Below are 12,897 nucleotides of genomic sequence, written 5' to 3' on the forward strand. Positions count from 1 at the left end.
GGATATGCGAAAAATATTCTCATCAATCTCAACCCTGCCTCTGTGGCTTTTCTTCCTGCTGACACCTGTTGCCCAGTACGCGCAGACCGACGTTCTGGACACCTATGTAAAAACCGGTCTGGAGAACAACCGCGCACTCAAAAGCCGGGAACTCTCCTACCAAAAAAGTGTGCAGGCACTGCGCGAAGCCAAAGGACTGTTTATGCCTCAGGTTACTTTTTCAGCCTCCTACACCCTGGCCAATGGCGGTCGTGCTATTCAGTTTCCTATAGGCGATTTACTCAATCCCATATACTCCACACTCAATGCACTGACTGAAACACAGAATTTTCCCACCAACCTCGAAAATGTAAAAGAGCAATTTCTGCCCAACAACTTCCAGGAGACCAAATTTCGCGTCATTCAGCCATTGTTCAACCCCGATATTTACCTGAACTACAAAGCCAAAAAGTCCCTGATCAGTCTGGCTGAAGCACAACAAGCCAGCTATGCTGCTGAGCTGGAAAAAGACATTCGCGTCGCCTACTTCAACTACCAGAAAACAGAAGATGCACTGGCTATTTTCCGTGAAACAGAGACGCTGCTACGTGAGATTATCCGGGTAAATCAACGCCTGCTTGACCACCAAAAGGCTACACCAGATGCAGTTTCCAGAGCCGAAACACAGCTTGCCCAACTCAAAGAACAGGAAGCGCAAGCCATTCAGCAAAACCAGACTGCCAAGGCATATTTTAATTTCCTGCTCAACCGTCCCCTTGCAGAAAATATTGTCAGGGACACCCTCCTCAACAACCATAGCCCTGTCATAGGTCTTGAGCAGGCATTAAACCAGAGTATCATGCAGCGCGCCGAACTCACTCAGCTATCCTATGCCAAAGAAGCAGGAGCATATGCAACCAGCGTAACCCGTGCAGCCAACCTTCCCCGTGTAGTTGCCGTGGTAGATGCAGGCGCTCAAGGCTTTGGTTATACTTTTGACAAAGATCAGCGGTTTTGGCTGGGACAGATTTCCCTCCAATGGGATTTGTTTAAGGGCTTTCAAAACGATGCGCGAATCCAGCAGGCAGAGATCGATCAGGCCATTTTGCACAATCAGGAAAGTGAGTTGCAGCAGCAAATCCAGCTTCAGGTACAGCAGGCATGGTATCAGGTACAAGCAGCAAAAACTGCAGGCCTTGCAGCCGGGAAAGCAGTCAAATCCTCTACAGAAACATTTGAACACATCCGCAGGCGGTACCAGGAAAATCAGGCCAGTCTGCTGGAACTCATGGACGCACAAAACCAACTCACTCAGGCTAAACTCAACCACAATATTTACCTATGGGATTACCACAGCAAAGTTGCAGAACTGAACTGGGCATCCGCGATTTAATCACTCCGATCACAATCAAACAAAATAGAAAATGAATACTTTTCAATCCATTCTTATTGCGACTGCTATTGCGATTCTTGCCGCCTGCGGCTCAAAGACACAGGTAGCATCTGAATCCGCTCAAACCCCTGCCATCCCCGTGCGGATGGAAACCATTGTACCATTGAAAGAGGCCCCGTCCATACTCACGAGCGGGATAGTCGCTGCGCAGGAAGAGATCAAACTTTCGTTTAAAACAGGCGGAGTGATCCGCGCCGTTTATGTAAATGAAGGCAGCACGGTACGCAAAGGACAGTTGCTGGCAAAGCTCGATCCATCGGAAATCGACGCACAGGTCAATCAGGCAACGAGTGCCGCCGAAAAAGCCCGCCGCGATCTGGAGCGCGCAACCAGGCTGTATCAGGATACAGTCGTCACCCTGGAAGTAGTACAGGACCTGACCACAGCAAAAGATGTAGCAGAGGCCAATCTTCGTATTGCCACCTTCAACCAGCAGTATTCCGAAATCTACGCACCGGCCAGCGGGCGTATTCTGAAAAAACTAGCCGAAACAGGAGAGATCATCGGTCCGGGCAGCCCGGTATTTTTCCTCGCAGCCACAAACTCAGACCAGGTTATCCGCGCCGGGCTTACAGATGCCGACATCGTGAGAGTCAATTATGGCGACCGTGCGCAGGTACATTTTGATGCATGGCCTGCGGATACGTTTGAAGCGAAAATCGTGGAAATCGCAGCCGGGGCAGATCCAATGACAGGTGCATTTCAGGTGGAATTACAAATAGAAAAACACCCCAAATCGCTCAAAAACGGTTTCATCGGACAAGTTACGCTCATCCCGCAAAACGAAGGGAAATGGGCAAAAATTCCAATGACAGCCATTGTAGAAGCAGAGCCCGGAAGAGCCACCATTTATACGACTGAGCCGGGAAGCCAAACCGTGCGCAAGGTCAACTTGCCCCATTACCGGATCGGCAATGATCATATAGCAGTCCCCATGAATCAATTAAATGGCCTGACGGAAGTAATCACTGACGGAGCCCGGTATCTCAAACCCGGAGACACGGTTACCATCCCTGAAGCAGGAAAGAAAAACCTCGCGGAGCAGCGATAACATTTACAGGAAACGTCATTTACCTCCATAAACTCACTCCTAATATGCGTTTACCAAAAATAGCCATAGATAATTATGCCTTTGTCACCGTGCTGGTTTTTCTGGCCTTGTGCATGGGTACACTTTCCTTCCTGAATATGCCGCGGTCGGAAGACCCGGCGCTCAACTTCCCCCTTTACACCGTAGTCGCGGTGTATCCCGGAGCAGACCCCAAAGATATTGAAGAACTTGTAGTCGATCCGATAGAAGAAAAACTCAATGAGCTGGACGATCTCACCGAGATCCGGACCTCTATCAAAGACGGGGTCGCAGTGATCAGAATCGAAGGCGAGTTTGGCGTCAATACAGACGACCAGTTTGATGAAGTAAGAGCCAGCGTCAACACCGTGAGGGATCAACTTCCCAGAGAACTCAACAGTCTGGAAATCAGGCAAATCAGCCCCCTTGATGTGAAAATTCTGCAAATGGCACTCATATCTGATGGTACGCCATACAGCGAACTGATTCAATGGGCTTCCCGACTGGAAGACCGGCTCGAAAGTGTGGACGGCGTGCGCAGCGCGACAAAAGAAGGATACCCCGGGCAGGAAATCCGGATTTCGCTGGATCTCGAAAAAATTGCCCGGTTGGGCATACCCCTCAATCAGGTAACCGGTATCATTCAGGGAAATAATGCCAACATTCCCGGAGGTGACCTCGAAGCAGGAACCCAAAAATTTACCCTGAAGACCAGCGGAGGGTATCAATCCATTGAAGATTTGAGCAATACAGTGATTTCGGCCAGAAATGGCAATATCGTTTATCTCCACGATGTAGCAGATGTATACTTTGGTTACGAAGATCCCCGCTACCTTGCCCGGGTCAACGGCAAACAGGCCATATTTGTCTCCCTTACACAAAAATCAGGCGAAAATATCCTGAAAATCACCGATGAACTTGATGCCGAAATTGCAGATTTCCAGAAAGAATTGCCGCAGGGAATCACGCTGACATATGCCTTTAAACAAGGCCCGGCCGTTGCCTCACGGATCAATGATTTTTTTATGAATCTGCTTCAGGGAATTGCGCTGGTGGGGATCGTCATCCTGCTATTCCTGGGGATACGCAATGCCCTGATCGTGATGACAGTGATTCCAACGTCTATTATCATCGCCATTTACCTGCTCGACATCAGCGGGTTTGGTCTTCAGCAGATTTCCATTGCCGGACTGGTTCTTGCGCTCGGGTTGCTGGTTGACAATGGAATTGTGGTTGTAGAAAATGTTTACCGGTTTGTAAAAGAAGGCTACAGCCCATTGGAAGCCGCTGCGAAAGGTACTTCAGAGGTAGGCTGGGCCATTGTGAGTTCTACGGTCACAACGGTACTGGCATTTTTCCCCATCACCCAACTTGGTGGCGGGACGGGAGAATTTATCCAGTCATTACCTCTGATCGTGATATATAGCCTGCTGGCTTCAGTTGTGCTGGCATTGGTCCTGACGCCTATTCTGGCAAGCAAACTTATGCGTCCGGTAGTGGATGGAAAACTCACCCGTGCAGAGAAGATAATGCAGAAATTCATTGAAACCCGGTACCGAAAAGTCTTGTCTTTTTCCCTCGACAGACCATGGCTAATCGTCGGCCTGTCTGCAGCATCGCTTGTTGGCAGCATTTTCCTTTTCCCTTATGTAGGGGTGAGTTTTTTTCCAACGGCAGACAAGCCTATGTTGGTTGTAAACATTGACTTACCTGACGGAAGTAATTTGGAAAAAACCAATCAGGCTGCGCAATTTGTCGAAAGTGTCCTTGACACATCAACATTTGTAACCAGCCATATCATGAATGTAGGACATGGCAATCCACAGATTTACTACAATATTATTCCCAAAAACTTCTCCGCCAATCATGCCCAGGCACTGGTACATCTGGAGACCTGGGATCAGGAAAAATTTTATCAGTTGGTAGCCAATCTCCGGCATACCTTTGACCAATATCCTGGCGCAAAGATCAGAGTTCTGGAGCTCAAAAATGGCCCTCCGTACGACGCGCCTGTAGCCATAAAAATTATCGGAGACGATCTGGACTCGCTCAAAGTATTTGCGGCATCGCTGGAAAAAGTGATTTCGGCTCAGGAAGGCACATTTAATGTGGACAATCCGCTGGAACTCAGCAAAACCAATATTCGCACAAAGATCAACCGGGACAAAGCAGGAATGCTGGGGGTACAGCTGGCCGATATAGACATTGCGGTCAGGACAGCATTTACAGGCAATGAACTGGGAACCATGAATCTTCCTGACGGAAATAAATACCCGATGGTAGCCCGCATGGCCCAGGGAGAAAATGCACAGGCCAGCGATTTTAGCCGGATATCTGTAGCAAGTATTGCCGGTGCACAGGTTCCTTTAGGTCAGGTTGCCCGGCTGGAGTTTGAAGCAGGGGCTTCTGAAATCGATCATTACGGGCTGGAGCGAACGGTTACTGTGACCGCAGATGTGAAAGATGAATATAATGTAACCGAAATTACACAAGCCATTATTGAAGATTTAAAGACTATTCCGTTGCCTACGGGTTACGAGTATTATATTTCGGGGGAATATGAGACGCAGCAGGAATCATTTGGCGACCTCGGGCAAATGCTGGTAGTAGCATTATTGGGAATATTTGCCGTGCTGGTACTTCAGTTTAAGTCTTTTAGTCAGCCTTTTGTAGTGTTTTCAGCAATTCCGCTGGCATTTTCGGGCTCTATTGTCGCATTATTCCTTTCCGGATATTCATTCTCATTCCTCGCTTTTGTAGGATTCACAAGTCTGGTAGGAATTGTCGTGAATACATCTATCATTTTGGTGGACTATACCAACCAGCTTCTGGAACGGGGAATGAGCATAAGAGATGCCCTGATGACAGCAAGTGAGACGCGATTTACGCCGATTTTGCTGACCACCCTTACCACAATATTCGGCCTTCTTCCCCTGACACTTTCCAACAGCAACCTTTGGTCACCGTTGGGATGGACAATTATCGGAGGAATGGTATCTTCAACCCTGTTGACTTTACTGATTGTGCCGATCTTGTATCAGTGGCTGACGAAGAAGCAGGCATAAGTTTTTAGAAAACAATTCATAAAAGAGTGTAATTCAAACTATAGCGACTTATGACACAGCTATATTGGGACTTACACTCTTTTCTTTTTTATCAATGATATACCATTCCCGGTAACCGCCTCAATGGAGAATGAAGATCGGATAGCACCAAATCAGCTTTTTTCTGGTAAAAATCATCCTTCGGATTTTGGCGCAGGGCTTCAAAAACTTTTTGAGCCTTTTCACTATCTTCGGTTGCCAGCAGTGAGAGCCCCAGATACCAGCCCACCTGAGGCACAGATACATCTGCATCCTCCAGCACCTGTTGGGCCTCGCGATATTGTTTTAAGGCCATCAGTGCATTAGCAAGATATAGTTGCGCGTCTTTATAGAAAACACTTTCAGGGGAAATGGTGCGAAGGGCTTTGATAGAATAGGAATAGTCTCTTTCAGAATAGGCTTTCATCGCCCTGAAAAAATCTGTTGAATCATCGTTGCCCTGGCTTCTCAATGTACCATAAAGGGAAACATAGGGAGAAAAGTACCGGTCAAAAATCGCTCCATTGCTGTATGAGAAGGCAAATCCATAAGCAGAAAACACCAAAATCAGCAAGCTTGCGGCGATACCGGAATACAACAGCAAAGACTTACGCCAGGCGCGGCGTCTCTCATCTGAATAATTCTGAACTTCTTTCAGCAGATCATTGTGACGAAGCACTTTTAATGCAGCATAAGCCTGCCGGTATTGCAACAGTTCTTCCGAGAGGGCAACGTTTTGCTCCAGTTCCTTTTCAAATTCTTTTTTCTCCTCCGGAGATAGTTGGTTTTCGAGATACGCTTCCAACTGTGGGTTTGTACTGTCTTTTTTGTCCATGTTTAGGAAATCCTAATCGTTTTTGTTCAACTCTTCCAGCATCTGGCGCAAACCGGGGTCATTGCCGACAAGAGAAGCCAGTTTTTTCAGACAGCGGCTTTTCACATTTCTGGCCACCACAGCATTTTCGTAGCCCAGTTGGGCTGCGATTTCCTGCATGGAATATTTGCGCATCCACATGCGAAGAATCACGCCACACTGTGCGGGTAACTGATCAAGCACCTGCTCCATCGAACTGCGAAACTGGGTTTCCATAAAATCCGCTTCGGGATCGTTGGTATGCGTTTCGTTTCCAAAGAAACGATTCACATACCGCTCATCCCTGGCTGAGCGCGCAAAATGCCGGAGACACAATTTGTGGGCGATCGATTTGAGGTAGGTTTTGAGTGTACTCTTTTCTGAAAACCGCCCGTCCATCACATTGCCTACCAAAATCACCAGTGCATCGTGAAAAACATCTTCGGCTTCCGAACCCATGACTTTCCGGAGCTTTCCGATCATTTCCCGTCGATGTTGGTCATAGAGAATCCGCATTGCTTTTGGCAAAGCATCTCCTCCCTGGCATATCATGCCCTTGATATCCTCGTCTGAATAGCGCACAGTTATACCTTAGTCAACGAGGAGACAAAAACGTAAACAGCAAAAGGCACTTTTTTTTAAAATATTTTTACAACCTGCCTCTATTCGCTCAGAAGGCCGTTTCGTACAACTGCCGAAAATCTGCACGGCTTACGGGTTTGGGGTTATTGGGATGTGCAAAATCTGCAATGGCCAGATCGGAAAGCGGTTCCAGATGTTCTCTTTTTACTCCACATTCCGATAGCTTAAGTGGTAAGCCAATCTTCTGATTAAGGGCAAATAGTCCTTCAATCACGGCTTCGCCATCCGTCTTTTCGAGGTTCATCGCTATGGCTATGCGTTTGAAACGATCTTCCAGGCCAGGCAGATTAAACTGCATACCGTAGGGAAGATTGACGGCATTGGCAAGGCCATGATGCATATCGAGCAGGGTCGAAAGCGGGTGTGCCAGAGAATGTACAACCCCCAGGCCTTTCTGGAAGGCAGTGGCGCCCATCATCGAAGCGATCAGCATTTTGGCACGTGACTCAGGGGTAGGATAGTTTACAGCCGACTCTATCGATTCGGCAATCAGGCGAATGCCTTCCAGCGCGATGCCATCAGCCATGGGGTGAAACCCTTTTGCCAGAAAGGCCTCGATATTGTGGGTAAATGCATCCATACCCGTAGCCGCTGTAATATGCGGAGGGAGATCATAGGTGAGAGAAGGATCGGCAAATACCTGTTTTGCCATGAGTTTTGGGGCGAAAAGAATGCGTTTCCGCTTGGTATCATCCTCCGAAATAATCGCGCTTCGCCCTACTTCGCTGCCGGTTCCAGATGTAGTAGGCACCGTTACAAAATGAGGGACATCTTCGGTTACATATTGATCTCCGCCTATCAGGTCGTCATAATCAAACAAATCCCTGTGGTGATTGACACGCAGCACGATGGCCCTTGCGACGTCGAGACCCGCGCCACCACCGATACCGACGATGGAATCACGACCGGAAGCATGGTACAACTTTCCGCCATTTAGCACATCGGCTTTTACCGGGTTGGCATGAATGTCAGAAAATACTTCCACACTCAGGCCCTTAGCCTGAAGGTTTGCGACGATTTTTTTGAAAAAATCCAGCTTCGCCACATTCGGGTCCGTAACCAACAGTGGCCGGAGCAAGCTATGGTGATTGAGATAGTCCGGCAATTCGGAGATTACCCCTACGCCAAACCTGATCTGTGTAGGATAGTTGAATGATCTGGGTTCTGTTATCACTGACATATAGATGCGTTATTCTATTCTCCAAAACTAATACCTGTACCTTTAGCAGTACTCACCATAAAGGAATCAGGGTTGACAAAATTATACGTGTTGATAGCTTCTGTAAGCGAGACATCTATAATAGAATTGTTGCGGTAGGCAGCCATTCGACCAAACTTACCTTCCAATACCATTTCGAACGCTTTTACCCCAAACTGGGTGGCCAGTACCCGGTCAAAAGCGACAGGCGTGCCGCCACGCTGCACATGTCCCAAAACGGTAACTCTGCAATCCGCGGTCAGGCCGGCTCGCTGAAGTTCTTCGACAAGGCGATATCCACACCCCCCCAAACGTACGTGTTTATAGCCGATTTCACCAGAATCAGAAGCAACTACACTACCGCCTTTGGGGTAAGCACCTTCGGCAATGACGATATTTACAAATCCTCTTCTTGCATGGTAGCGCGACTTGATTCTTTCCACTACTCTATCAATATCATATGGAATTTCAGGTATCAGACAGATTTCGGCACCCCCTGCAATTGCAGTATGGAGGGCAATCCATCCGGCATCGCGGCCCATTACCTCCATGACCATCACCCGGTTGTGACTTTCTGCCGTTGTAACCAGTTTATCAAAACTCTCGGTCGCAACCTGCACAGCCGTTTGAAAACCAAAGGTATAATCGGTAGAAGACAGGTCGTTGTCAATGGTTTTGGGTACGCCTACGATATTGAGGCCCTGTTCAAAGAGCTTTTGGGAAATCTTTTGAGAGCCATCACCGCCGATACTGATTACTGCATGAAAGCCCATTTCTTTCAACCTGGCAATCATCCAGTCAGAGCGGTCCTCCGTAATCCAGGAGCCATCGGCTTGTTGTACCGGCCATTCGAAGGGCCCGGCCTTATTGGTCGTGCCGATAATTGTGCCGCCGCGAACGTGGATGCCAGCGACTGCATGTTCATCCAGACGAACAAGTTCCATGGGTTCGCGCATAAGTCCGGTATAGGCCTCTATGCTGCCATAGACTTCCCAATCATTTTCAAGCAAGGATCTTTTCACAATAGCACGAATGACGGCATTGAGCCCAGGGCAATCACCACCACCTGTTGCTACGAGGAGTTTTTTCTTCATGTATCAGCTGTTAAAATTCTGGTTGCAAGGTAAGACGATATTGCATGATTCCCCAAAAAAAGCATCAACACAGGAGGCCATTGGTCTCCATATATTTGCAAAAGAAAAAGTATGAAAGGCGTTCTCCCATTACATATCTTGCCAATGTGCCGGATGTTTGCTCCAAAATTATATTTTCATGTATTTTCCAGGGCAGAATTGGCTGACAGAAAACCATTCCCGGAGAAAGTTTCTTTCAATATCCAATACATATAAGCAAAGAAAATGTTACTCTTTATCAGATTGTTCAGGATCGTATATTTAATACGATATTTCATAATATATATATAAAATATGATCCATTCATAAATTAAAAGGCTGTTTAACATTCGTAAAAAATGATTTCGGGCACAAAATTGATGATTGAAGATGATTTATTTTTTCAAACTGAAATATTTGTTCATGCTTGATCTTTTTTGCCTTAATCGAAATATTAAGCATAGTTGAGATCACGATCCGGGTTATACCAGACGAGCCAAATTTTCGTTTTCCATATGAAAGAAATTGCGACAATCGAAACAAATGAATTCACTGATTTTAAAGCATTTACAAACACTATTCGCATAAAGTCAAACATTCCCCGGTAAACCTTACAGTTTTTATCTTGCTGGTCTATGAGCCAATTTTTGATTGAATAAAAAAAATGGGTTATTTCATATTGTCGATCTTGCCAGACAAAAACAGAGTTACCCGTCCTCTATATCTAACACTAATTATCATGATGAAGCGATTGAATCTTCTCACCTTGCTATTGATGGTATGGGGTGCCCTTATGGCAGAAGAACGTACGTCCATTAATTTTTTTCAGGGAACTTTTGAACAATTAAAAGCTCAGGCAAGAGAAGAACACAAACCATTTTTTATCAGTTTCCACACTTCATGGAGCACTCCCTGCCAGAATATGGAGCTCTACACCTATACCAATCCAGATCTTATTGAGTATGTCAAAAATAACTATCTGGCATTTGAAGTAGATGCAGAATCTCCGGATCGGGGTAATAGCGACCTTGCGGAAGAATTTAACATCATCTTCTTTCCCACCATTATCATATTTAATGATGAGGCCGAAGTTGTCAGCAAATTTTCTGGATTTAAAAATGCAGCCGACCTGAAAGCTCAACTGGTAGAGTTCCACCGGGTTTCAGACAAAGCTCATCTGGCGGAAAATACCCCTACTTCTGCCCCACCCAAAACTTCCACAACCGCAACTTCTTCAACGAGTCCTGCCAAAATCGTTGAAAAATCAGTTCCAACAACCAAAACCACCAAAGACCTGATTAATACAGAAGTCGGGCTTTTCCGCATCAGCCTGGAACAAGAAGATTCCAATGGTTATGGTGTACAAATTGGTGTTTTTGGGGACTATGCAAATGTGCTTCGGGAAGTATCTGCACTGGAAGTTCTCTACAAACAGCAGGTGATGGTAAACATCAGCAAACTGAGCGGCAATACGGTTTTTAAAGTGGTTGTCGGCCCATTTGACTCAGCAAGTCAGGCAGAAGGATTTCGGAAGTTGTTTCAGGAACGCGAAAAACGAACAGCGATGATTGTAAACCTCGACGCTTATAAGTAGAATTGATGTTTATTTTACCCTTGTAAGGCATAAAATCCATCTCATGACCAGAGTTGGATTTTTTTTAAAGGAATACGAACCATTTTGGTAACAAATTGTATCTTTGAAAGTATATGAGGATAATAGCAGTTAGTACTCTTCGGAATTTCTGGCAAAATCATACCCATTCAGAAGAATCTTTAAAATCCTGGTATCAAGAAGCCATACATTCTGAATGGCAGAATTCTCATGAACTTAAATCTAAATACAAAAATGCTTCAATAATATCTTCGAAACGAGTAGTTTTTAATATAAAGGGAAACGATTACAGACTAGTTGTAGATATTGAGTACAGGCTAAAGATTATCTTTATCGTTTGGATTGGAACCCATAATGAATATGACAAAATCAATGTTAAGACAATACAATATGGTAAAGCCCATAAAAAATAATGAACAATACGAATTATACCTTGAGCTGGCATATAATCTTATGCAATTGGACTTAGAGGAAAATTCCAAGGAATCAGATGAGTTGGAAGTTCTGAGCATTATGATAGAACAGTATGAGAAAATACACTATCCTATTGACACCCCAGGGCCGATTGAAGCTATAAAGTTCCGGATGGATCAGCTAAACATGAAGAAATCAGAACTTGAAAAAGTGTTAGGGTACCGAAGCCGGATCAGTGACATATTCTCTGGAAGAAGAAAACTTAGCCTTGGAATGATTCGCAGGATCCATGAAAAGTTAGATGTTCCGGCAGAAATTCTTATAAAAGAATACTAAACGTATTATCATGCCGAAAACGAAGTGCCACAGCCGCAACTCGATTTGGCGTTGGGGTTATTGAATATAAAACCCCGGTCATTGAGTCCATACTGATAATCGACTTCCATACCGGCAAGGTACAAAGCGTGTCTGCGGTCAAGCACTACAGCTATCCCATCAATATCGAGCAGATCGTCAAAATCCTGCTTTTCGTCAAAGTCCAGAATATAGCTCATACCTGCACAACCGCCGCCTTTTACTCCCAGGCGAAGATATTTATTAGCAGGGATCTGCTCCTTCTCACGGATAGATTTCAACTCAGTTACCGCACTTTCCGTCAGCGTAATTACCGGAGATTGTACTTCTGTCATATCCATATTTCTGTCCTTATTTTGGAATAACTGCAAATTTACACTTTTTGTTTTATCCCTGAAAATATCATTTACAACTACAAACAAATACGCCAAAAGTGATGACAGGTTTCCCAAATTAGGTTAATTTTACAGCTCAAACCAGCGCTGTATGCATGACGAAAACCTATCCGGGCTTGTGAGCAAATATTTCCCCCAGCTTGCCAACCCCGACCTTTTGAAGGAAATTGCCGAAGTAGGGGTACTGAGAAGTTATGAGGCAGGAGAAGTCATCATGGACTACGGAAGTTACATCCGTATGGTGCCTCTGGTAATTGAAGGATATATTAAAGTCATGCGGGAAGGTGATGACGGGAATGAACTTTTCCTATACTACCTCAATGCCGGTGATGCCTGCTCGATGTCCTTTACCTGCTGTATGATGGAAAAACAAAGCGTGATCCGCACTACGGCCGAAGATCATTCCGTCATCATAGGCATTCCCGTCAAATACGCCGAAGAATGGCTCGCCCGCTACCAGATCTGGCGCAATTTCGTCATGCTTTCCTATGACAACCGCATGTTTGAACTGGTAAAAACCATCGACAATATCGCCTTTCGGAAAATGGACGAGCGCCTCCTCGACTATCTGCACAAAAAAGCCGGCGCAACCGGAAGCAATGAAGTTCAGGCTACCCACCAAGAAATCGCCAATGACCTCAACGCCTCCCGCGAAGCTGTTTCCCGCCTGCTCAAACAACTCGAAACTCTGGGGCAGGTTCAGCTGGGCAGAAACCGAATCATTTTAACCTGA

12 protein-coding genes are annotated in these 12,897 nt (G+C 45.8%); 7 read left to right on the forward strand and 5 right to left on the reverse strand.

The features are described 5' to 3' along the window. Positions 1-4: 4 nt before the first annotated feature. Genes R3D00_24555 through R3D00_24565 form a run of 3 tightly spaced genes read left to right on the forward strand, consistent with a single transcriptional unit; the run spans position 5 to position 5,566 of the window. Complete coding sequence (locus tag R3D00_24555) at positions 5-1,372, forward strand: TolC family protein (GenBank protein MEZ4776369.1); 1,368 nt, start codon at positions 5-7, stop codon at positions 1,370-1,372. Positions 1,373-1,403: 31 nt separating this feature from the next. Further along, complete coding sequence (locus tag R3D00_24560) at positions 1,404-2,483, forward strand: efflux RND transporter periplasmic adaptor subunit (protein MEZ4776370.1); 1,080 nt, start codon at positions 1,404-1,406, stop codon at positions 2,481-2,483. 44 nt (positions 2,484-2,527) lie between these two features. After that, on the forward strand, positions 2,528-5,566 hold the full coding sequence (locus tag R3D00_24565) for an efflux RND transporter permease subunit (GenBank protein ID MEZ4776371.1): 3,039 nt from the start codon (positions 2,528-2,530) through the stop codon (positions 5,564-5,566). A gap of 91 nt (positions 5,567-5,657) precedes the next feature. On the opposite strand, the gene R3D00_24570 is transcribed toward R3D00_24565, so the two are convergent. The 4 genes from R3D00_24570 to R3D00_24585 all read right to left on the reverse strand — a co-directional run bounded on the left by R3D00_24570 (position 5,658) and on the right by R3D00_24585 (position 9,371). After that, positions 5,658-6,419, reverse strand: coding sequence for a hypothetical protein (locus R3D00_24570; protein ID MEZ4776372.1), 762 nt, complete (start codon positions 6,417-6,419; stop codon positions 5,658-5,660). A gap of 12 nt (positions 6,420-6,431) precedes the next feature. After that, positions 6,432-7,019, reverse strand: coding sequence for a sigma-70 family RNA polymerase sigma factor (locus R3D00_24575; GenBank protein MEZ4776373.1), 588 nt, complete (start codon positions 7,017-7,019; stop codon positions 6,432-6,434). Between the two features lie 88 nt (positions 7,020-7,107). Beyond that, complete coding sequence (locus R3D00_24580; protein MEZ4776374.1) at positions 7,108-8,259, reverse strand: iron-containing alcohol dehydrogenase; 1,152 nt, start codon at positions 8,257-8,259, stop codon at positions 7,108-7,110. A 14-nt stretch (positions 8,260-8,273) separates the two neighbouring features. Next, the gene (locus tag R3D00_24585) at positions 8,274-9,371 is read right to left on the reverse strand and encodes an ATP-dependent 6-phosphofructokinase (protein ID MEZ4776375.1); all 1,098 of its coding nucleotides are present in this window, start codon (positions 9,369-9,371) and stop codon (positions 8,274-8,276) included. A 757-nt stretch (positions 9,372-10,128) separates the two neighbouring features. Between R3D00_24585 and R3D00_24590 the strand changes: the two genes are divergently transcribed. From R3D00_24590 to R3D00_24600, 3 genes are all read left to right on the forward strand, one after another. Next, the gene (locus R3D00_24590) at positions 10,129-10,983 is read left to right on the forward strand and encodes a thioredoxin family protein (protein MEZ4776376.1); all 855 of its coding nucleotides are present in this window, start codon (positions 10,129-10,131) and stop codon (positions 10,981-10,983) included. Positions 10,984-11,096: 113 nt separating this feature from the next. Beyond that, positions 11,097-11,414, forward strand: coding sequence for a type II toxin-antitoxin system HigB family toxin (locus R3D00_24595; GenBank protein ID MEZ4776377.1), 318 nt, complete (start codon positions 11,097-11,099; stop codon positions 11,412-11,414). Further along, positions 11,362-11,751: a helix-turn-helix domain-containing protein gene (locus tag R3D00_24600; GenBank protein ID MEZ4776378.1), complete on the forward strand. Its 390-nt coding sequence runs from the start codon at positions 11,362-11,364 to the stop codon at positions 11,749-11,751. Before R3D00_24595 ends, R3D00_24600 begins: the two co-directional genes overlap by 53 nt. 8 nt (positions 11,752-11,759) lie before the next feature. Here the strand turns inward: R3D00_24600 and R3D00_24605 are convergent, their stop codons facing one another. Beyond that, positions 11,760-12,110 carry an iron-sulfur cluster assembly accessory protein gene (locus tag R3D00_24605; protein ID MEZ4776379.1) on the reverse strand — a complete coding sequence of 117 codons (351 nt, stop codon included), beginning with the start codon at positions 12,108-12,110 and terminating at the stop codon, positions 11,760-11,762. 145 nt (positions 12,111-12,255) lie between these two features. On the opposite strand from R3D00_24605, the gene R3D00_24610 reads away from it, so the two are divergent. Then, a complete protein-coding gene (locus R3D00_24610) occupies positions 12,256-12,897 on the forward strand; it encodes a Crp/Fnr family transcriptional regulator (GenBank protein MEZ4776380.1) in 642 nt (213 codons plus the stop codon).

It is taken from the genome of Bacteroidia bacterium, assembly GCA_041391665.1.
Taxonomy (GTDB): Bacteria; Bacteroidota; Bacteroidia; order J057; family J057; genus JAGQVA01.